Source organism: Legionella hackeliae (genome assembly GCF_000953655.1).
In the GTDB taxonomy this organism is placed as follows: Bacteria; Pseudomonadota; Gammaproteobacteria; order Legionellales; family Legionellaceae; genus Tatlockia; species Tatlockia hackeliae.
In genome coordinates this window covers 1,048,628-1,070,339 of record NZ_LN681225.1, presented here as the reverse complement: position 1 = coordinate 1,070,339, position 21,712 = coordinate 1,048,628, and the positions used below count along the sequence as shown (strand labels likewise).

Sequence of the window (21,712 nt, the reverse complement as noted above, 5' to 3'; positions counted from 1 at the left end):
TTAGATAAAATCTTTTTTAATGGTATCATTATACTAAGACCTTGGAAAGTAACACAATCAGGAGTGTTTATGGTCGCAAGGACGCGAACTGCTATGATTAATACAAATGCCTTTCATTGGGTCTCAAAAGGTATATTCATCATTTTAGGCTCTCTAATACTGCTTTCTTTAAGTGGTTGTAAAGAGCATTTTATAGGGATGCTTAACCCCAAGGGTGTCATTGCTTTAGAGCAGCGTAAGTTGTTTTTTGACACGTTGGCTTTAATGTTGATAGTAGTATTACCTGTTATCATCATGAGCCTTACCTTTGTTTATCACTATCAAGTATCACACCGTATCAAGGATTATAAGCCGAATTGGAGCCATAATTTTTATTTAGAAGCATTATGGTGGGGTATTCCTTGTGTGATTATATTGGTTTTGGCCATTATGACATGGAAAAAGACGCATGAATTGGATCCCTATCGACCTATTGGAGGCCAAGCTCAAAAAACCTTGTTAGTCCAAGTGATCGCTTTGCCCTGGAAATGGCTATTTATCTATCCAGAACAAAATATTGCAACAGTGAATTATCTTGAGATTCCATTAGGACAGCAGGTGGAGTATTGGATAACAACAGATAATGTCCCAATGAGCGCCTTTTTTATACCGCAGCTAGGAAGTCAGATTTATGCCATGGCTGGAATGCGAACCCGGTTGCATCTTTTAGCAACTGAACCGGGCGTTTATGACGGTTTAAACACGCAATACAATGGAGATGGATTTTCAGACATGCATTTTGAAGTCCATGTTGTTGAGCCACAAACACTAGAACAATGGTTTACAGAAGTAAAAAAATCGCCTAATGGGTTGACAGATGCATCTTACAATCAGTTGTTATACCCATCGATTGCTGATAAACCAAAACTATTCTCGGGCGTGCAAAATGACCTCTTCAACAAAGTAGTCATGACCTATATGGAAAGTATAGGTCGGACGCACCCACGTGAAAATACCGTTAAATTCCATAAGGAATAGTTATGCTTCAAAATTTATTACTCGGCAAATTGACCCTGGATGCTATACCTTTTCACAATCCTTTTGCTATGGGGGCTGGATTGTTTATGGTGCTAGCATTTGTAGGGGTTCTTACCTTATTGACGATATTTAAAAAATGGTACTATATCTGGAACGAATGGGTGACTTCAGTAGATCATAAAAAAATTGGGATTATGTATTTAATCTTAGCGTTTGTAATGTTGCTGCGTGGTTTTTCAGACGCGCTTTTAATGCGCTCACAACAAGCAGTTGCCGCGGGCAATGCCGCGGGATTTTTAACGCCCGATCATTACGATCAGATTTTTACAGCACATGGCGTTATTATGATTTTCTTTGTTGCTATGCCGCTTATTTTCGCCCTTCTGAATATGATAGTCCCTCTACAGATTGGTGCGCGTGATGTGGCTTATCCTTATCTAAATTCACTTAGTTTTTGGCTAACCTTTGTCGGAGCAATGTTGTGCAATATTTCACTAGTGGTGGGGCAGTTTGCCTCAACTGGTTGGCTTGCTTATCCCCCTTTGTCTGAGCTGTATTATAGTCCTGACGTAGGTGTGGATTACTATATCTGGTCCTTACAAATTTCAGGCGTTGGAACCTTGCTTGGAGGAATTAATTTTATTGCGACTATTTTGAAAATGCGATGTGAAGGCATGACTTTAATGAAAATGCCTGTATTTGTTTGGTCTGCCCTGTGCGCCATGATTTTAGTAGCGCTTGCTTTTCCCGTTTTAACGGTGACGCTTGCTCTTTTATCACTCGATCGCATGCTTGATATGCATTTCTTTTCTGATTTCGCCGGTGGAAACAGCATGATGTATATTAATTTAATTTGGGTATGGGGTCACCCAGAGGTATATATCTTAATTTTGCCAGTCTTTGGTATTTTTTCTGAAGTGGTAGCAACTTTCAGTCAAAAGAAATTATTTGGCTACACCACTATGGTATGGGCTATAGCGATGATAACGTTATTATCCTTCCTGGTTTGGCTTCACCATTTTTTTACTATGGGCGCTGGAGCAGATGTAAACTCCTTTTTTGGAATAGCGACTATGATTATTGCCATTCCTACGGGAGTAAAAGTATTTAACTGGTTGTTTACTATGTACAAGGGCCGAATTATCATGGCAACACCCATGCTATGGGTTACGGCCTTTTTTACTACTTTTGCAATAGGTGGTATGACGGGTGTTATGATGGCGGTCCCCCCTGTTGATTTTCAAACGCATAACAGTCTGTTTCTCGTCGCACACTTTCATAATGTGATAATCGGCGGTGTACTTTTTGGTGCCTTTGCTGGAATCACCTATTGGTTTCCCAAAGCCTTTGGTTTTCGTTTGGATGAGACCTGGGGTAAACGCGCTTTTTATTTTTGGGTTACCGGTTTTTATTGCGCCTTCATGCCCTTGTACGTTTTAGGCCTTGATGGATTCGTGCGCCGCACTAATCATTACGCAAACACAATGTATCAACCCTATTTAGTTTTTGCAGCGATGGGTGCCTTGCTCATTTTAGTAGGTATTGTGTTTCAGGTTATTCAGCTCATTGCCAGCATTAAAAATCGTCATGCTCTCCATGACCAAACGGGTGATCCATGGAATGGAAGGACATTGGAGTGGTCGGTTGCATCACCCGCACCCGTATATAATTTTGCTAAATTACCCACCGTACAAGTACTCGACCAGTTTTGGGTAGATAAGCAACATCATCGGGCAGAGGGCCACATTAATCCTAAAGAAATTCGTTACGACCCAATTCATATGCCAAAAAATACATCGGCAGGATTTATTATTGCCATTTTTTCTGGAATTGTAGGATTTGCTCTAATTTGGCATATGCTTATCCCGGGAATTATTGGTTTAGTTGGAGTTGTCTCCACCGCTATTGCTCGGACGTTTTCAAACGACGTTGATTATTATATCGATGCTGAAACAGTCAAAAAAACTGAATTAGCTCACTTTAAGGAGCTCGTGTAATGCACAATGAAGCAATCCTGACTAACATACATCATCATGACAGCGATTCAACGGATGTATTTGGTTTTTGGATTTACATACTGACGGATTGCATTCTATTTGGTTGTTTATTTGCAACCTTTTTAGTGTTAAACAATCCAGGTCACCCAGGGCCTGCGCTTAAAAATTATGTAAATTTACATGATGTACTCATCGAAACATTTCTTTTGCTGATATCTAACTTTACTTTTTGCTTAGCGATTTTAAATTTATATAGGGATAAATCTTACAAAGTTCAACTTTGGCTTGCTATCACCTTCTTGCTTGGTGCTGGCTTTATTTCAATGGAAGTCACTGAGTTTATACATATGGCCAATGAAGGTTTTCGATGGGATGTTAGTGGCGCAATTTCCTCGTTTTTCACTTTAGTAGGTACTCATGGACTGCATGTTGGTTTTGGTTTGTTGTGGATTATTATAATGATTGTCCAGCTTCCCTTGATTAGATTAAATCAAGTAAAGCGACGCCGAATGACCTATTTGGGGTTATTTTGGAATTTTTTAGACATTGTTTGGATTTTTGTATTTACAATTGTATACCTGATGGGGGCTATTTAACATGGAACATCATGGAATAAAGGCGCCGGATTATGGCACAGGCCAAAAAAAACTGGGGCTTTATTTAGTTGGTTTTATAAGTTGCTCTTTCCTGACGCTGCTCTCATTTTGGCTAGTCATGTCACACATTTTTTCAAAAACAGAAATATTGACACTTATTTTTGCTTCAGCTTGCATTCAATTTTTGGTACAGGTCATTTGCTTCCTTCGCTTGAGCACACAAACAGAGCAAGGAAAAATGAATGTAATGACCTTTCTTTTCACAGGCGTTATTTTGACATCGATTATTGTTGGGTCCTTATGGATTATGTGGAACTTAAACTATTATATGATGCATTAAACTATTTCTCTCCATTTCACTTCGACTCACAGAGCAAATGACCCTCCACAAAAAATAAGAAAGGATCATATGAGTACCGCCTTAGTTTGATTAAGGCAATATTTGCGATTAGCATAATCCTGCATTTTTTGAAGCATGCACTAATCAAGAAACAGTGATTAGAGTCTATATTGTGGATGAAAACAGCACTCTTGGTGGAGCACACGCCTAGTGGCTTGATCAAAGCCTATGCGCTTAATGACTCCCTAATGAAGTAAAATAAATTACCCTTATTCTGCGTAAAGGAACCCGATTAGATAGACAATAGACCTAGTGAAAGCAGCCGGAATTGGTGCGATTTATTGGAATCGCTGCTATGAGCCAAAGAATATTGAGCGCGGTAAAAAAATTAAAACAACACTTCAAGGCACTGGAATTGATGTCTTTAGCTTTAATAGCAGCTTATTGAATGCGCCCTGAAGTATTCGCAGAAAAAGCGATGATTTTTTAAGGTTTTTACCCCTTATTACGGTAATGACCCCATTCATGTCAAAATTTACCGTTTAGAGTTGAAAACCGCCTCTGTATTGTGTCCAATCGAATCAATAATAAATGCACCATGATAAATTTTGATATATTGTGGCCTGAGCCCGGTTTCACCATTACATTGACCACTAGCTTCGATTGCTGTTGCATAAAATTCTTCAACTTGATCTTTATTTTTTGCACAAAGCACAATATTGTAACCCTCCCCTAAAATAGGTGCATTTCTGATTAGAGTTCTCGAAGTTAAACTATGTTTGAGGAGAACAAAAATGAAAAAATCACGTTATACAGAAACACAATTGTAAAAATTCTAAGAGAAGTCGGAGCAGGTCGGCTGGTAAAAGAAATTTGTCGTGAATAGGGGATTTCAGATGCAACCTATCAGAACTGGAAAGCAAAATATATTGGTATGGAGGCATCCGACGTAAAACGTCTAAAAGATCTTGTGGAAGAGAACCGTCGTCTAAAGCAAATGTGTGCTGAGCTAAGTCTTGATCACAAAATCATGAAGGATATTGTCAAAAAAAACTCTGAAGCCATCTGTCAGACGGGAGCTGGTTGATTATGCAGTGAATACTGATACTATGAGTTTACGCCGTGCTTGTAAGGTTGTGTGTATCAGCGACTCGGTTTATCGATATAAGCCGGATAGCCAAGCTGATGAAGAGCTTATTGCAGCCTTGCAGGAGTCATCCGAACGCTATCCGTCGTATGGCTTTAAGTCTTACGCCGTCAGGGTCATAGGTGAATCATAAACGCATTTATCGGGTATATTGCTCAATATGCGTCCTAAAGACAAAAAACGGCTTCCTAATCGCGCACCTGCCGCCCTCTTGGCCTTGAGGAGTACTCCAATCTTGAGTTAGCTCTGGGTTTAATAAAGAAGTTATCTGGTTTATCAGGCATATGTTCTCGTACCTTAACGGTTCTTAGGAGGAACCAACAAAAAAGATCATTTCAGCTTTATCTGATAAATGTGTGGTTCCCCACCACAAAGGGGCGCTTTCCTTATAGCCATTTTTTTATTCGGAACTACCAAATTTGGATTTTTAACGAAGCAATAGTTATACAGATATTTGAATATATCTGATTCAACGTAGCTAACACGAGACTACATTTCTTTCAGAAGCAACGTCTAGTTTTTCGGAAGATTGGTAGCCCAGGGTTACTTGCGGTCCATTGAAAATGATTCAAAGGAAACTCAACCCAAGCAACAATTAGATGATTTTTGACACATGGTAAAAGAACATAGAAGTTGATTATAAGGCTATCCTCTAGCTGTTTGCGTTGTTTCATTACATAAACAAACACCATGATATTCTAACTTTTTTCCCTCTTTATTATTGTTTCACAAATTTTTATTATTTGAATCAGGAAGCTATCGGAATAATGTTTGCACAGAAACTCCCAAATTCTAAGCTACATCTTTGGGTGAGTTGCCAGAAAGCAATAAGTGCTTAGCAGCTTCTATTTTGCTTGCTGTCATTTTCCGTTCTCGACCTCCAATTCAGCCTTTCTGGAAGGAAAAGTTTATAAATTAAATTTGACCTGACAGTCTACTTCAGTTTTAGAGCATCTGATTGGAAAGTGAGTCCAATTTCTTTTCAATTTCCTCTATCTCTTTTTGTCCATGAGTTTTAGCAAAAAATAGGGTGTTGTTAATTTTTATTTTCTCATCATTAAAAAACTTTATGCTTGTGTTCACTGCAATTGCAACTAATCCAATCCCGGTTAGTGCAATAAGAATATTTGCTATAATTGGCTTCCATATTTTTCTATGATCTTCCATTAATTTATCTTCTCGATGCAAAATACCTTTAAAATTTACTTTAAAGTGATTAATCTCCTCTCTACCAGGTTGCTTAATTAATGCATTTATCTTAAATTCATCAATAAAATTACGCAAATTCTCAACAAGTTTAATTGCAGTATGACCTTTGAGACTATCTACCTCTAATAGGCTGTTACCGTACTTTTCCATTACTTTGAGTTGATCGAGTAGATTTTTAAAATTTAACTCAAAAGATAACTCTTTTACATGAGATAACTCCTCTTCATCAGATAACTCTTGTTCATCTACCTCATCCGTTGAAACATAATCCACCGCCGTTGAATTTAACTCATGCAGTGTATAATTAGGATTAAAAGCATCAGATTGTATTAATTGCATAAATTCATCGACTTTGAAAATTCTTTTAAAGAAGTCCTGGAGCTTAGGATCAACTTCAAAAGCACTTGTTCTATTCAATAAATCTTTTTTACAAGACAGTAATTCACCTAGATCCACAAAAATCTGTCCCTCTGAAAAGATGGCAACATTATCATTGATTGATTGAATTATTTGCTCTTTAGTATAAGAAGTATTGTAATCAGAGCTATCCCAATCTGCGATATCCTTTAAATCTAAATCTGCTCCTTTCTTTTTTGCGAAGTCAAAGCAATCCAGCAGGGCATTTGTAAGTCTTTCCGAATCAAACTCTTTAGTTTCGATGTGCAGCACTTTACAAAGTCCATATCCTGAATCAGAGGCTATTGTTAAACCCAAAAGCTTATGATGAAATGTAAACCGCGCCAAAAACAGGTCAACACCTTCCATGTGCAACCTTTTCTTATCAACTTCTTCTCTTCCTACCTTCAAAGATAATTTACCTGGAATACGTGATAATAGACAAGCTAAATTGAAGGCACCAATATAAAAGTCATGACACTTTCCTCCACCTAAAGCAGGTTCATATGCTTGCAATTCACTATTAAAAGAATATAAGCTTACTTGAAGAAGCGGCCAGCCTGTCTTTAGATTACGTCTTACCAAAGGTATCCTTTCCCAAGTCCTTAAAGTCCGATTATGTTGCAATAATCTAACTTTTTGCTCTTCCTCAGCTAGTATTGTGATTGCCATATTTAAATTACATTGAGTACTATATGAGTAAATTATTCACATAAAAACTAATTAGAGTACAATGAGTTTTTTTCCATCGAAGATTCCAAAATGGAATGAAGTTGAAGTGAAAATAATTTAGTTTGAAAGTCCCCATCAGTTTCTAAAAAGTTGTACCATATTAAAACAATTCTTTTTTGATTTTGATTGTTGCATGTTGATAAAGAATGGTACCAATCGAGGCTAAATAGAGCTTGACTGGCTTAATAGCCTTCATTCATTTTCATTCCAGAAAGTGATTAACAGCAGAGCTATTTACTCTACCTTGATCATATGCTTCAAAAAAACCTTCAACGAATTAAAATTTTCATCAATATTTAAAGATAGTATAAGATTAAAATGGATATAAGTTGTGATTTAAATAATCTTTCTAATGCATTAGTTTCATAACTTAAGTATGCCAATCGCTTTTATTGTTTGAATCCACCGACAAGAGCGAATAATAGCTCTGATTAGACGATTAACCAGACTTAGCAGTAATTAATAGTTACAAAAGTTATCTGTTATTTGGATCAGTGAAAAAATACGGGACATGCAATATCAGAGTTTTTGATATATAAATATAAACAATAAAACAAGTGCCTTAAATTTAAATGGATATATAATGAATAGATTAACTCTGGAAAAAGCAAATGCCATTATTGAGGCGGGGTTTATTGAAAGTTTGAAATTATCGCTGAAACCGATGTCTATTGCGATTCTTGACGCGGGTGGACATCTTATTGCGTTCCAACGTCAAGATAAAGCAGGTATTTTGCGGTTTGATATAGCGTTTGCTAAAGCCTATGGTGCTTTGGGCATGGGAATAGGTTCACGAGGTTTGGCACTCAAGGCAAATGAAATTCCTGACTTAATGGAAGGAGCTATCAATGCTTCAAAAGGACGACTTATTCCTGCTCCAGGAGGTGTACTTATCGTCAATCTTGATAATGAAATTATAGGGGCTGCGGGGGCAAGTGGGGATACATCAGACAATGATGAACACTCCGTCATTTCAGGTATTCTATCCGTTGGCTTGATACCAAAAACGAGCTAACTCCCAGGATAGCCTATCGATGTTGTATCCATCTTGCTTCCAGTATCGTTTATTCAGGTATTGAATCTGACAAGATTTCTAAATGATGGGTCGAAAAACGCCATAAATGCACCTAACTTATCTATTAGGGACAAGAGCATTACATCAATCATCCATGCTAAGATGCTAATACTAAACTTATCCATCTCAAACATTTTAATTGTTCTCACTGAATAAAAGTGATAAAAACAACATTAATGATCAATTCTCACCTGCTTTATGATATATAACCTACGTTACCCCTCGCAATAGAAATACTTTACTGCTTCAAGGAATATGATTTTACAATGTTACTCTTGCCTTTGAGCAAGAGATGAATGTAATCTCCATAAATCTTGGTTCAATCAGAAACCAAGAATTGGTATTTATTAAACATCGTTATACCAGAAATAACATCTGAATTAAGCTTATCAGTTGAAACTCATCCATTTTAAATATTTTTGAAAAAAACTGGTTCGGATTTCTGATAGACAATCAGTTTACTATGTCCGCAGCATTCCCCTTCAATGACACCTTAAATTCGAGAATTTCTCTATGGAGATAGAAGTTGCTCGTGCCAATCGTTATTGTTCTTTGTAAATTTTATGGCTTCTGAAAACGAGGTTGAGCCAACTGAGTAAAAAAGAAACGTATCTGGTATAAAGCGAAATCCTTGATAAAAATCGCTCATTGGTACAGCTTTGTTAGCAAATAATGCTTCGAGCTCTTTTTTCCTTTCATCCAATTCACTTAGACTGGTGATGGGTTGTCCAGAACTGGGGGCATAGGTTGAAAAGCGCAGTTGTCTCTCTCTTGGCAAATCATTCCAATATTGCTCATTTTCTTCATAGGTCAGTGGTTTGGCGACCCCTTCTAAAACGACCTGGCGTTGTTGCAACACTAAAAAGAAATCCATTGCAGCTGCAGGATTCTTCAGCAAATCAGCAACTTTTCGCGTTTCTCGTTGGGTAAAGAAAATGAGTGAGTCATTTTTGATTTCACGAATAGCAACAACCCGATTGTGAGGACGTCCCTCTGGCGAGACCGTCGCCAAAACAACACTGTTTACCTCAACCCCCAATTCCTTTTCCTTAGCGAACCACTCATTCATTTTCTTAAAAGGCATAACTCATTCTTTCTATAAATTTGGAGGAGTAAGTATAAAGCAAACCGGATTGACTAGTCATGAGCAGATGAAAATATAAGAGCTTTGTATTTGCTATTATCAAAGACTAAAGTAATAAACAATAGAAAGGCATTAATGTTCTTATGTTGAACTGGTATTATTAGTGTTATTATCGCATTTTACTGTATTTCTTATTTTCGATTGAATTGCGAACGGCGTTATTCGCTCAAGCAGGATTAGTTTTTCGGAGTACATATGACAGCAGTGTATACAATTAAACAATGTTTAGAAGGTGAAGTTCAAGTTGATGAGTCAGTCACTGTACGAGGCTGGGTTAAAACACGTCGAGATTCAAAAGCTGGCCTATCTTTTATTTCTCTCCATGATGGTTCTTGTTTTTCACCAATTCAAATTGTCGCTACAAACCAACTGGAAAATTACAATAGCGATATTACAAAATTAACATCAGGTTGCTCTATAATTGCTCAAGGAAAATTGGTTACCTCCCAAGGAAAGGGTCAAACTTTTGAAATTCAGGCCGAAGCTATCGAGGTTGTGGGATGGGTAGAAAACCCTGATAGTTATCCTATTCAGGCCAAACGCCATACGCTGGAATTTTTGAGAGAAGTAGCACATCTGCGTCCTCGCACGAATACCATTAGTGCCGTTACTCGAATTCGCCACTGTCTGGCACAAGCTATCCATCGTTTTTTCCACGAGCGAGGCTTTTTTTGGGTACACACGCCAATTATCACCTCCAGTGATTGTGAAGGCGCCGGTGAAATGTTCCGTATAAGCACATTAGATCTGTTAAATTTACCTAAAACTGCTCAGGGTGAAGTTGATTTTTCCAAAGACTTCTTCGGTCGCGAAGCTTTTTTGACTGTCTCAGGCCAATTAAACGTGGAAGCCTACTGTTTAGCAATGTCAAAAGTATACACTTTCGGTCCTACTTTCAGAGCGGAAAATTCTAATACCAGTAGACACCTGGCAGAGTTTTGGATGATAGAACCTGAAATTGCGTTTGCCAGTCTCCAAGATATCTGTCAATTAAGTCAGGAAATGCTACGCTTCCTCTGTAAAGTAGTCCTTGATGAACGAGCCGATGATATGAATTTCTTTAATCAATTTGTAGCCCCGGGCTGTATTGAGCGATTAGAGCATATTATTAAAGCTGATTTTGAAATCATGTCTTACACGGATGCCATTACAGCCCTTGAGAAAGCTGATCGAAATTTTGAGTATCCAGTCAGCTGGGGACTCGATTTGCAATCTGAACACGAACGCTACCTCGCAGAAGAGTTGTGTAAAAAACCTGTTATTCTCACCGATTATCCTAAAGACATTAAAGGGTTCTACATGCGTTTGAACGATGACGGTCGCACTGTTGCCGCTATGGATGTTCTAGCACCAGGAATAGGTGAAATTATTGGTGGCAGTCAACGCGAAGAGCGTTTGGACATTTTGGATAAACGAATTGATGAATGCAATTTAGATCGCGAATATTACCAGTGGTATAGAGATTTGCGTCGTTATGGTAGTGTTCCACACGCCGGCTTTGGTTTAGGTTTTGAGCGCTTAATCAGCTATGTTACAGGCGTTAATAATGTTCGTGATGTTATTCCTTTTCCACGTACACCTGGCCATGCTGAATATTAATTCAATATCGTTAGCTTACTCTTAAAATGGAAAAAGATTCTGATCATAATTGATCAGAATCTTTAAGATTTTAGTGCCAATATTGGCGTTGAAAATCTTTTACGGCTTTTTCTGCTTGTTCTTTTGAATAGCCGTAATGTTTTTGGAGTTTACCAAAAATTTCTTGTTGGTTGCCTTCTAACTCTTTTAAGTCGTCATCAGTTAACCAACCCCAGAACTGTTTCATTTTACCTTTAGTTTCTTCCCATCTACCTTCAAAAATATCCCTATTCATAATTATCTCCTTATAAACTATGAAGAATTATCGAGCTTTAAAATTGTAAATTACGCTCGGAATTTAAGAATAGTTGACAAATTTAAATTACGCAAAAACTTTTGCACATTATTTGTATGAAGTGCACTTGTTTACCACATCCCGCGACTTGTTCGCCGGATCTGGAAAGCGTGGAATAAACTGGATCCCGCGGACAAGCCGCGGGACGTAGGATAAATCGCTAGACATAGGATAAATCGCTAGACATAGGATAAATCGCTAGACATAGGATAAATCGCTAGACATAGGATAAATCGCTAGACATAGGATAAATCGCTAGACATAGGATAAATCGCTAGACATAGGATAAATCGCTAGACATAGGATAAATCGCTAGACATAGGATAAATCGCTAGACATAGGATAAATCGCTAGACATAGGATAAATCGCTAGACATAGGATAATCGCTAGACATAGGATAATCGCTAGACATAGGATAATCGCTAGACATAGGATAATCGCTAGACATAGGATAACGTTGAAGATACACATTAACTCAATAACAAACCATCCTGAATTGTTATAATTTTGTCCATTTTTTCAGCCAGTTGCATATCATGAGTCACAATAACCAACGCAGTATTTAAATTTTCATTTAAAGCCAACATCAGCTCGAATATTTTTAATGCAGTGGCATGATCCAAATTACCTGTTGGTTCATCAGCCAGTACACATCGTGGTTGATGAACTAAAGCGCGGGCAATGGCAACACGTTGTCTTTCACCTCCAGACAGTTGAGCAGGCTTATGGTGTAAGCGTTTAGCAAGCCCCACTTGTTGCAAAATGTTCTCTGCTTGAGTTTGCGCCTCAGCAATTGATTTATTACCCAATAAAAGTGGCATGGATACATTTTCCAATGCAGTAAATTCAGGCAATAAATGATGAAATTGATACACGAAACCCAATTGTCGGTTGCGTAATTCGCAACGCTGCTTCTCAGAAAGACTTTGCCAATTAATATTTTCAACCAGTACCTCTCCGCCAGATGCTTTATCCAAGCCACCTAAGAGGTGCAAAAGCGTGCTTTTCCCAGACCCCGAGGGACCAACAATCGCGATTCGCTCTCCTGGCTGTATCATGAGATTTACACCTCTTAATACCTCAACTGAATTCGTGCCATCATGGTAAGATTTAGTCAGATTTTGACAATATAAAATAGGGTTACTCATAATGTAAGGCCTCCGCAATGACAGTTTTTGAGGCTCGCCATGCCGGGTAAATCGTTGCAAGAAAACTCATCAGTAAAGCCATCGCGCAGACTAGCCAGAGATCACTGATTAAGATTTTTGAGGGCAGATAATCCACAAAATAAATATTGGACGATAAAATCTGCATATTGAATATGGCTTGTAATTTATTGACGATCGCTGTGGCATTTGCCGCCAAGAGTAAACCACCGATAAGACCAAGAAGCGTCCCAATGACTCCAACCATCATGCCCTGAACAATAAATATCCAAAGAATTTTAGAGGGTGTCGCGCCTATAGTTCTTAAAATTGCAATTTCAGCCTGCTTGTCATTCACCACCATTACTAATGAAGAAACCAAATTAAACGCAGCTACCGCGATAATTAGCAACAAGATGAGAAACATCATTGTTTTTTCCATTTTTACAGCCTGAAAGAAGGCACCAAACTGTTGAGTCCAATTGCCAACATCATATTCTTCACCTAATTTAGCGGCTAACTGATCAGACATCGCAGGTGCATTGTAGATATTTGCTATTTTCATCTTAAGGCCAGTGATATCTTTACCCAATTGTATTAACTTCTGAGCATCAGTAAGGTTGATGAAAGCTAGTTTGGCGTCGAAGTTAAATCCTGTTCCCGCAGAAAATACCCCGACAACCGTGAACCGCTTGAAACGAGGAACCATTCCAGCTGGAGTAACAGTGGCTTGAGGAATCATAATGGTAACTTTATCCCCAATGAATACACCTAGACTATCGGCAAGTCCTTTGCCTAGAATAATGCCGAAATTTTTAAGATCTTTAATGTCTCCCGCAAGCATCTTATCTTTCAAATGAGTAACTGTTTGTTCTTGAATAGGATCAACACCTGTTAGGACGATCGGTAAAACCTGGCCTTCATGCGTTAATAGACCCTGCCCTCCGACAAAAGGAGCGATGGCTTTTACGCCTGGAGTAGTTCTTAGTTCCTTCTCAAGAATTTGCCAGTCACTGATTTTTCCATTTTTACCAGTCACCGTAATTTCAGGCGCCATTCCAAAAAAACGCTTGTGTATCTCTTCATCAAACCCATTCATGACTGACAGAACAGTAATTAGCACCATCACGCCCAAACCTATCCCTAACATGGAACTTAACGATATAAAAGAGACGAAGTGATTTCGCTTTTTGGCTCGCGTATAGCGTAAGCCTATATATAATGCCAGCGGCTTAAACATAATTGGTCTATTTTTGTTAAAATCCTATTGTAGTGAAATTTAGCCTGGCAAGATATAGCTATTACAGCGATTCTCCGAATTTCAAAAACTTCATCATCAGATAATACACAATGTTATCCACAGAATCTGTGGATAGTCCGTGGTGGGTAAATTCTATAAATCTTCGATCAATGCCATAAAAACAATCAAAACCCCTGACTCTTAATATTGTTTTAATCTTTTCAAGATAAGATATACATTTTTAGAGCAATTAGATTAAATTTTATGCCAAAGAATACATACCCTGAAGCTATATTTTTCCATGGTCAAAAAATGGATGCGCGTATTTCAATGAAAAAAGAGTTCAAAAAGGAGCGACAAGCAATGCGCCTTTTGCCTTTTGATCATCCTGACAACTCTTATCTAAGTAAAGAAAAGCAAGAAAAGCTCATCACTACTCTGTCTGAAGATGGTTTTTTCGTAAACCCTGATGATGAATTTCTGGATGGAGAATACAACTTCGTCTTAACTTGCGAAGAAAGCCCTCAACTACTTTGTCATCCAGACTTACACCACTCCACTCTTGCGAATGGAAAGAAAGTGTTGGCATCAGGTACTCTCTTTTTTAAAAGCGGAACTCTGAAAGTAGTTACTAATAATAGCGGTCATTATCGACCAACTGATGAAGAAATGCTGCCCTTTATAAAAAAATTATATGAATTAAGTGGTGGTACCTTAAATGCCTATACAAGCTATTGTACCTCGCCAACGCGAACTTACTCTGTAACAGAACTTTTTGAAATTGATGATTTTTCTAAAGCCACTCCGTTAAAAGAGAATGAAACGATTGATGCTGTGACTTCTAAACGTACTTCTATTTCAAATTACGATATCTTAAATCAAGATGAGGAAGCTTCTACTCGACGATTTGGCAGAAAACTATCACCAGTGCTCAATAATAAATACCAGGATATCATTGAAAAAGGGGCAGCATTTTTTAAACCAAACTTAGGGAGTTGCTCAACCGATACTGAGAGGAATGTATTTAGCATTGGCTCTAATTAGACATTCAACTATCTGGATACAAATTCTGTTGCTATTGTAAAACCTGCTGTTAAAATTTCTTTTATTAAGAAAAACTTAGAGGGTAGAGGTTGGACAGTACCACAAAATTTGAAGAATTTAATAGTCTTTACCCTATCGAAATCAGTAGCGGCACCCTTGAAGCGTTAAAATGGCTGGCTGTCATATCCATGACTATTGATCATTTTAATCGCTTCTTTTTTCAGGCTAGCATTTATTCTGCTTATTGTGCTGGTCGATTGGCCATGCCGCTCTTTGCTTTTATCTTTGCTTACAATCTTGCCCGACCTGAAGCCTTCGAACGTGGCATTTATACTCGAGTATTCAAGAGGCTTCTTTTCTTTGGTGTATTAGCAACCCCTGCGTATATTGCAATGCGCCATTTGCAGCACTTATGGCCTTTAAATATTATGTTCATGCTTTTTATTGCGGCTGTTTTATTTTTTCTCTTTCAGAAGAAGAGCCCTCTTACTATTTCTCTGGCTATTTTTTTATTTTTTTTAAGCGGTGCATTTGTAGAATACAGCTGGCAAGGGTTGATATTTTGCTTAAGCTGTTGGTTTTTTTGTAGAAACCCTTCAATTTTAGCATTGATCGCTTGTCTCTTTTCTTATTTTTTAATTGATAGTTTAAATGGTAATCATTGGGCACTAGCTAGTTTGCCACTGATTATTTTAGCGACACAAATAGAATTAAAAATTCCTCGAATTCCTTATTTCTTCTATATCTATTATCCGGGGCATCTCACATTATTCTGGCTTGTAAGCAAGCTCATTTGAAATTTATCAGCGCCTTTAGGAATCATCAGTTATACTAAGTATAAATGCAGGGAGATAATCCTGATTTGATAACATCAGGAGACAGGATGAAAAAACTACCATTTAAAAAATCAAACATTGGTTCTATCGGTGTTGAGCTTGAATTACAGCTAATAGATCCAAAATCCTTCTACTTGATTTCACGAGCAAAAGATCTCATCCGAAGCATCAGTGAGAGCCAGTATAAGGAAATCATTAAACCCGAAATTACCCAAAGTATGATTGAAATTAATTCATCTATTCATCACTCCGCCACCGAACTATTAGATGAACTTTTTCAGCTTAAATCTTTTTTACTGCAGCAGGCAACCGAATTAAATGTTGCTATTTGCGGTGGAGGGACACATCCATATCTAAAATGGAGTCTGCAAAAAATCTTTCCCACACCTCGCTACAAAAAGGTGTCCAGTAAATTCAGATATCTCTCAAAACGTTCTACGGTATTCGGCCAACATATTCATGTTGGTTGTAGCAACTCTGAGGATGCACTTTATCTTACTCATGCACTGGCACGTTACACACCCCATTTTATTACAATTGCAGCATCTTCTCCGTTTTATCAGGGGGCTGATACGGGTTACGCATCTTCTCGGTCCAATGTTTTTAACTCTTTTCCACAGAGTGGGCATATTCCTTATTTGTTAAACTGGACTGAATTTTCTGAGTACTATTACAAAATGCGCAAATTAGGCATTATCGTCAGTATGAAGGATTTCTACTGGGACATTCGCCCAAAACCTGAATATGGTACTGTGGAAGTTCGAGTCTGTGATACCCCTTTAACCATTCATAAAGCAGTTGATTTGGCAGCTTATATACAAGCTTTAGCCCTTTATCTACTGGAAGAACGACCTCTAACCATTAACAAAGATTTATACTATCTTTATACTCACAACCGCTTTCAAGCGAGTCGTTATGGTTTTGAAGGGCTTGTTATAAACCCCTCCACGTTAAAACAAATCTCCATTGCCGAGGATATTCTTGCAACAATTAAAACTCTTGAGGCTTATACGGCAAGTTTAAATAATCAACTTTATATGGAGCGTTTAGCAGTTGATGTTGCTAATAAAAGGAATGACACTCTTTTATTACGACAACTCTTTAAAGAAATCGGCCGTCTCCCCAAAGTGGTAGGGGCACAGTGTGAAATATGGAGAGAATCTCTCTTAAAAGGTAATTTTTAGCATTGCCTTGTACAATTATTGCAAAAATACGTTATTTTTATTCTTTTTTTCCACCATTTCCAAAATTTCTGTCTATAGTTATGAATAGAAGCTTCGCGAAGGGATCGGTAAAGAATTTAAAGCAATAAAGCTTGATGTCTAAGCACTAAAACTTCTTATAAATGGACTTAATGGAGTGATCATGCCAGTACATGAACGACGTCAGCATTTTCGCATTGAGGATCAAATCTATTTTGATTATAAATTAATCGAAACAGAAGAGTTTTGTTCTGATAAATCGTTGACAGAAGATTTATTAGGGCAAAGTGGTAAAAAATACCTTGAGACCACCCAATATTTTCAAAGCTTAGACTATGAATTGTCTGAATTAACGCAATCACTGGCACTCAAAGAACCTGCCCTTGCCCACTATTTAAATTTGCTAAACGCAAAGATTGATCATTTAGCGCGAAATCTTCTAATCGGCGACAAAATCCATTTACGCAAAGTCAACATCAGTCTTGGAGGCATGTCATTTAAAACGAAGGAACGCATCAAAGAAAAAACGCACATGAAGATAGTCATTTATACCAAGCCTAAAATGCTTCCTATTGTTGTAGATGCAGTCGTGGTTTACAGCCAATTCCACAATGAAAATCAATATCGAACTGCCGTGCAATTCGAAGAGTTAAGTCCTGATCAGGAGCAGCTACTTTCCCAACATATTATACTGGCTCAAGCAAGATGTAGGGCTGATTAACTTAACACACAGGATTGCTGATCCGTGGCTATTCCAGCATAATCAGCATTTATAGTTTAAGTTAAGGTGTTGTATGGTGAGACATGTTTTTTGTTCAAAACTAAACCAAGACGCAGAAGGCTTGGAGTCCCCGCCGTTTCCCGGCCCATTAGGTGAAAGAATTTTTAATCATATTTCAAAACAAGCTTGGAAAATGTGGCTCTCTCATCAAACTATGCTTATCAATGAATATCGCTTAAGTTTGATTGATCCAAAGGCACGTGAATTTCTTAACAATGAAATGAACAAATACTTTTTCGGTGAAGGTTCAGAAAAACCAGCAGGTTTTGTCCCTAAAGAATAAAAAAATAAGATAAAGGAATATATGATGTTTCATGAGCTGCTCGAGCTGAATCAGGAAGTCAAACATGCTATCGATAGCAAGTTACCTATTGTCGTTCTAGAGTCTACTATTATTTCTCATGGTATGCCCTACCCCGACAATTTAACTACAGGCCAAGTGGTTGAGCAGCTCATTCGTGAAACAGGTGCCGTTCCCGCAACAATTGCTCTGCATCAAGGAAAAATTCATGTGGGTATCACGCAAGAGATTATGGAGCATTTGGCAGTGAAGGAAGATGTGATTAAAGCATCACGACGAGATATTGCCTTTGCTTTAAGCACTAAAAAAACAGCAAGCACAACCGTTGCAGCCACGATGTATTGCTCTTATTTGGCTAATCTTCCTATCTTTGTTACCGGAGGTATTGGTGGCGTGCACCCTCGTGTGGAGGAAAACTTTGATATTTCTGCAGACTTAATTGAATTGGCATCGACTCCTATTACGGTAGTCTGCTCGGGCGCCAAATCGATTTTGGATTTGCCCAAAACTCTGGAGGTTTTAGAAACCCATGGAGTCCCTGTAATCGGTTACCGCACTAATGAATTTCCTGCCTTTTATAGCCATTCAAGTGGTATTCCATTATTACATCGCTTAGACACTACAACAGATATTGCTAACCTCATGGCTTATCAGCACAAATTAAAATTAAGCAATGGCATTGTTATCGCCAACCCTATTCCCAAAGAAGTTGAAATTCCCGATGAGAAGCTCCTACCTATCATTAAGCAGGCTTTGGGAGAGTCGAATCACATCGGTGGGAAAGCCATTACGCCTTTCTTATTAAGACGTATTGCTGAACTTTCGGCAGGACAAAGTATCCAAGCCAACGTTGAATTAATTAAAAATAATGCGCTCTTAGGTGCTGAAATAGCCCTTGCCTATCAACAACAAATTATGCACTAGAAAGATGTCTCGCACTCTCTTAGTGCAAAATTAAACCGTTAAGATAAGTAGTTATTCAGAGAAGTTCGCTGACATGATTTTTTTGCAAAAAAACGACAAACTCTACTTGACTCAAAAGCATTCTCGGAGTTTAATAGCAACCTCTTCGGCCAGATAGCTCAGTCGGTAGAGCAGAGGACTGAAAATCCTCGTGTCGGCAGTTCGATTCTGCCTCTGGCCACCATGTAGTTCTTGATTTATTATCATATTTCTTTCAAACATAAGTTCAGTGTTTTCAAGGTTAAATATAAATTTAGCATAATAACCTCACACCCTTTTAATTCAAAAGCATAGCCTGATTGACACTTGCGGCAACCGGGTTTCCAATTACTAATCAATGATTTTTTTTAGGTCAGAAGCATTTGCCAAGACAACCTTCGGGCAATCAATTTTTTAAATGAAAACTGGTTGCCGCAAGCGTCAACCAGGCTACGACCAGGCATGTATTTAGGAGGATTGTCTCAAAGGTTTTGAAATAAAAGCATTGAGTATATTAATAAACATCATAATTCCCCAAAAGTAACTAAGTAGGGAATAAAATAAAAAATACAGTGCCCACATATAAATAAGGCGAGCAGAGATAAAATAAGGCGAAACGAGTACTAATAACAATTGTTCGATAGCAAAGATTGCTGCAAGCAACCAAAGCCCGATAAAAAAGGCATTATTATATGCGAAAAAATAATGAGCTTTTGAATAAAAAACCAAAATTAAATTGAAAAGACAAAGCAATACCACAAAAAATAGGGCTTTATTCACTAATTGGGGTTGATATTGCATTAAGGATAAAACTAATTCCAGAAGTAATATTATCTGTAATAGTAGTATTAAACCACTATTCTTTATAGCACCCACGCTGTTTTTGCAGAACAGAACCGAGAATATTATATTCACTCTAGAGGCCTTATGTTTACAGTAAAGTTTATCGGTTTTGTATACATTAAATGGCAATATTTTGTTATGAAGGGAAAATCCACAGTAATATAGGGTATAAACGGACCTGAATTTATTGATTTCCAATAATTGATATATCCTAATTTCTTATCAAAGCGTATTGTAAACCAATCAATATAATCGCAACTGCAGCCATTTGCGCCACAATGTGGAATGGGTGAATTAATCAGCTGTGCGAACAATGCATGCATTGGCTGTTTTTCACCGAGCCACGCCGGTATAAATTCACATCCTAAATTATCACTTGTAGCAGTTTTCTTAATCGCTTTCTGTATTCCTTGCTTAACGCTTACTGTATATAGGCAATCACCATTATATTCTAATGTGTAGTTATCTAACTGTTGTGATTGCCATTTTCGAAAAGAAAGCTCATAAGTATTTATGATATGACGATGCAGATATACTGAATAAAGGAAAAATGCAGCCGCCAGCACTGTGAGGATGATAAAAAAAATAATAACTAATTGCTGCCTCTTTGTCTCATTAAAAAAAGCCATTAATAGTTCAAACTCTTTACGTGGTGGATTAAGAATTCAAAGGATGAATAGTTAGACGTTTGGCAATAATGAATCCGACATTATCAAACTTTATTATTTCGTGAAATTTTTCAGAAATGCAACCCTTATTTGTAAATCTGCCAGGAGAGACTGACTAGAGCTTCATGGAGGTAATTTGGTTGCTCTGTTTTAATAAATGCTTACATCTTTCAATGACAAGTTCTTGATATTTATTTAAATACGCTCCCTCTTTATTATTAACCTTGATAAACTTGGGTTCCTCTTGCAAAGCAGTTAGTAATTTGCCAATCAAATATTTTAACCGTTTCGCCATAAACGACCTTGATAACTGACATGAGTCTGCAAAATCAGCTAGCTGGTAAGCATGAATACTATTCCCATCAAATTCATCTCCTAATGCCATTGCAAGATCATGTTCAAATTCAGGGTACATTTTTATATTAACCAAGTCATAAAAAGGTGCCAGCGAAATACCATTAGTCCCAACAAAGAAGCTTATATTTTTACCGTGTGCATCACAGTTAAATATCAAAATATTCAATAAAACCCAATCGAGTATTTGTTGCTTGGTTCGCGTTAAAAGTAATATTGGCTATCTGATCTTCTCCCAGATAAACATCCAAGACCTGCTTATCTCCAATCATTTTCATCCTCGCCATTATCCGCCCAAGGCTTTACGTAAAGATTTATTCCTAAACCAGCACAAATTTGTAATACACTTGCCAATTGACAACCCGCTTGCCCATGCTCGACTTTCATAAAGGTTTCTTTAGCAACAGCACATAGAGCAGCCGCATCTTCTAACCGTAAATCACTTTGAGTTCGACGTGCTTTGATGATTTCCCCTAACAACTCTGCAGTCAGCGGCTGCTGGAGGTTAGGCGTTTTTATTTTTTTAATTTGCTTAGCCATATAATACTATTGAGGTAGACTTAATATAAATTTTAGAGTTAATTTATTGATTAATCCTATTTAAGTAGGATTAATTTAAAAAAACAACAATAACCCCTTTAAAATCCTAATTAAATAGGATTATATAGAAACGCCTTTTTGGTCATATAGCGTTTATTTTAACTGGGGTGTGGAAGCGCTTGTTCATTTTTATAAAAACAAGGATAATATTTGCCTTTTGGTGTGGCAT

20 protein-coding genes, 1 tRNA gene and 2 pseudogenes are annotated in these 21,712 nt (G+C 37.6%); 15 read left to right on the top strand and 8 right to left on the bottom strand.

All coding sequences use genetic code 11. The annotated features are described in order from the left end of the window. Nucleotides 1-69 precede the first annotated feature (69 nt). From cyoA to LHA_RS16490, 6 genes and pseudogenes are all read left to right on the top strand, one after another. A complete protein-coding gene (gene cyoA / locus LHA_RS04890; protein ID WP_231861976.1) occupies nucleotides 70-1,017 on the top strand; it encodes a ubiquinol oxidase subunit II in 948 nt (315 codons plus the stop codon). 2 nt (nucleotides 1,018-1,019) lie between these two features. After that, on the top strand, nucleotides 1,020-3,014 hold the full coding sequence (gene cyoB, locus LHA_RS04885) for a cytochrome o ubiquinol oxidase subunit I (RefSeq protein WP_045105541.1): 1,995 nt from the start codon (nucleotides 1,020-1,022) through the stop codon (nucleotides 3,012-3,014). Then, nucleotides 3,014-3,610 carry a cytochrome o ubiquinol oxidase subunit III gene (cyoC, locus tag LHA_RS04880; RefSeq protein ID WP_045105540.1) on the top strand — a complete coding sequence of 199 codons (597 nt, stop codon included), beginning with the start codon at nucleotides 3,014-3,016 and terminating at the stop codon, nucleotides 3,608-3,610. The genes cyoB and cyoC overlap by 1 nt, the downstream gene beginning before the upstream one ends. Nucleotide 3,611: 1 nt before the next feature. Further along, nucleotides 3,612-3,950, top strand: coding sequence for a cytochrome o ubiquinol oxidase subunit IV (gene cyoD, locus LHA_RS04875; protein ID WP_045105539.1), 339 nt, complete (start codon nucleotides 3,612-3,614; stop codon nucleotides 3,948-3,950). Between the two features lie 312 nt (nucleotides 3,951-4,262). Then, the gene (locus LHA_RS16495; RefSeq protein WP_158644240.1) at nucleotides 4,263-4,409 is read left to right on the top strand and encodes a deoxyribodipyrimidine photo-lyase; all 147 of its coding nucleotides are present in this window, start codon (nucleotides 4,263-4,265) and stop codon (nucleotides 4,407-4,409) included. A gap of 335 nt (nucleotides 4,410-4,744) precedes the next feature. Then, nucleotides 4,745-5,308 (top strand): annotated as a pseudogene (locus LHA_RS16490) (transposase); the annotation flags it as partial. 734 nt (nucleotides 5,309-6,042) lie between these two features. Here the strand turns inward: LHA_RS16490 and LHA_RS04860 are convergent. Further along, complete coding sequence (locus tag LHA_RS04860; RefSeq protein ID WP_045105537.1) at nucleotides 6,043-7,374, bottom strand: hypothetical protein; 1,332 nt, start codon at nucleotides 7,372-7,374, stop codon at nucleotides 6,043-6,045. Between the two features lie 643 nt (nucleotides 7,375-8,017). Between LHA_RS04860 and LHA_RS04855 the strand changes: the two genes are divergently transcribed. Next, on the top strand, nucleotides 8,018-8,449 hold the full coding sequence (locus LHA_RS04855) for a GlcG/HbpS family heme-binding protein (RefSeq protein ID WP_045105536.1): 432 nt from the start codon (nucleotides 8,018-8,020) through the stop codon (nucleotides 8,447-8,449). Between the two features lie 571 nt (nucleotides 8,450-9,020). Here LHA_RS04855 and LHA_RS04850 read toward each other — a convergent pair. Then, nucleotides 9,021-9,593: a pyridoxine/pyridoxamine 5'-phosphate oxidase gene (locus tag LHA_RS04850; protein WP_052673589.1), complete on the bottom strand. Its 573-nt coding sequence runs from the start codon at nucleotides 9,591-9,593 to the stop codon at nucleotides 9,021-9,023. 255 nt (nucleotides 9,594-9,848) lie between these two features. On the opposite strand from LHA_RS04850, the gene asnS reads away from it, so the two are divergent. Next, nucleotides 9,849-11,252 carry an asparagine--tRNA ligase gene (gene asnS, locus LHA_RS04845; protein WP_045105535.1) on the top strand — a complete coding sequence of 468 codons (1,404 nt, stop codon included), beginning with the start codon at nucleotides 9,849-9,851 and terminating at the stop codon, nucleotides 11,250-11,252. 70 nt (nucleotides 11,253-11,322) lie between these two features. Here the strand turns inward: asnS and LHA_RS04840 are convergent, their stop codons facing one another. The 3 genes from LHA_RS04840 to LHA_RS04830 all read right to left on the bottom strand — a co-directional run bounded on the left by LHA_RS04840 (nucleotide 11,323) and on the right by LHA_RS04830 (nucleotide 13,972). Beyond that, nucleotides 11,323-11,526 (bottom strand): CsbD family protein, encoded by a 204-nt coding sequence (locus tag LHA_RS04840; protein ID WP_045105534.1) that lies wholly within the window; start codon nucleotides 11,524-11,526, stop codon nucleotides 11,323-11,325. Nucleotides 11,527-12,057: 531 nt separating this feature from the next. Beyond that, complete coding sequence (gene lolD, locus LHA_RS04835) at nucleotides 12,058-12,735, bottom strand: lipoprotein-releasing ABC transporter ATP-binding protein LolD (protein WP_045105533.1); 678 nt, start codon at nucleotides 12,733-12,735, stop codon at nucleotides 12,058-12,060. Next, nucleotides 12,728-13,972: a lipoprotein-releasing ABC transporter permease subunit gene (locus LHA_RS04830; protein WP_045105532.1), complete on the bottom strand. Its 1,245-nt coding sequence runs from the start codon at nucleotides 13,970-13,972 to the stop codon at nucleotides 12,728-12,730. Before LHA_RS04830 ends, lolD begins: the two co-directional genes overlap by 8 nt. 264 nt (nucleotides 13,973-14,236) lie before the next feature. Here LHA_RS04830 and LHA_RS04825 point away from each other — a divergent pair, with 264 nt between their 5' ends. From LHA_RS04825 to LHA_RS04795, 7 genes are all read left to right on the top strand, one after another. Further along, the gene (locus LHA_RS04825) at nucleotides 14,237-15,016 is read left to right on the top strand and encodes a hypothetical protein (protein ID WP_045105531.1); all 780 of its coding nucleotides are present in this window, start codon (nucleotides 14,237-14,239) and stop codon (nucleotides 15,014-15,016) included. An 89-nt stretch (nucleotides 15,017-15,105) separates the two neighbouring features. Continuing rightward, a complete protein-coding gene (locus LHA_RS04820) occupies nucleotides 15,106-15,813 on the top strand; it encodes a TraX family protein (RefSeq protein WP_082060287.1) in 708 nt (235 codons plus the stop codon). Between the two features lie 86 nt (nucleotides 15,814-15,899). Continuing rightward, a complete protein-coding gene (locus tag LHA_RS04815) occupies nucleotides 15,900-17,036 on the top strand; it encodes a YbdK family carboxylate-amine ligase (RefSeq protein WP_045105530.1) in 1,137 nt (378 codons plus the stop codon). Nucleotides 17,037-17,217: 181 nt separating this feature from the next. Further along, on the top strand, nucleotides 17,218-17,775 hold the full coding sequence (locus LHA_RS04810; protein ID WP_045105529.1) for a PilZ domain-containing protein: 558 nt from the start codon (nucleotides 17,218-17,220) through the stop codon (nucleotides 17,773-17,775). 73 nt (nucleotides 17,776-17,848) lie between these two features. Continuing rightward, a complete protein-coding gene (locus LHA_RS04805; RefSeq protein WP_045105528.1) occupies nucleotides 17,849-18,118 on the top strand; it encodes an oxidative damage protection protein in 270 nt (89 codons plus the stop codon). 24 nt (nucleotides 18,119-18,142) lie between these two features. Beyond that, nucleotides 18,143-19,060, top strand: a complete 918-nt coding sequence (locus tag LHA_RS04800; protein WP_045105527.1) for a pseudouridine-5'-phosphate glycosidase — start codon at nucleotides 18,143-18,145, stop codon at nucleotides 19,058-19,060. 147 nt (nucleotides 19,061-19,207) lie between these two features. Then, nucleotides 19,208-19,283 (top strand) — tRNA-Phe (locus LHA_RS04795). Between the two features lie 706 nt (nucleotides 19,284-19,989). Here LHA_RS04795 and LHA_RS04785 read toward each other — a convergent pair. From LHA_RS04785 to LHA_RS04775, 3 genes and pseudogenes are all read right to left on the bottom strand, one after another. Further along, entirely contained in the window at nucleotides 19,990-20,550 is a 561-nt protein-coding gene (locus LHA_RS04785; protein WP_045105525.1) for a hypothetical protein, read from the bottom strand. A 154-nt stretch (nucleotides 20,551-20,704) separates the two neighbouring features. Further along, nucleotides 20,705-21,145 (bottom strand): annotated as a pseudogene (locus tag LHA_RS04780) (HipA domain-containing protein); the annotation flags it as partial. A 56-nt stretch (nucleotides 21,146-21,201) separates the two neighbouring features. After that, entirely contained in the window at nucleotides 21,202-21,483 is a 282-nt protein-coding gene (locus LHA_RS04775) for a helix-turn-helix domain-containing protein (RefSeq protein ID WP_045105524.1), read from the bottom strand. Nucleotides 21,484-21,712: the final 229 nt, after the last annotated feature.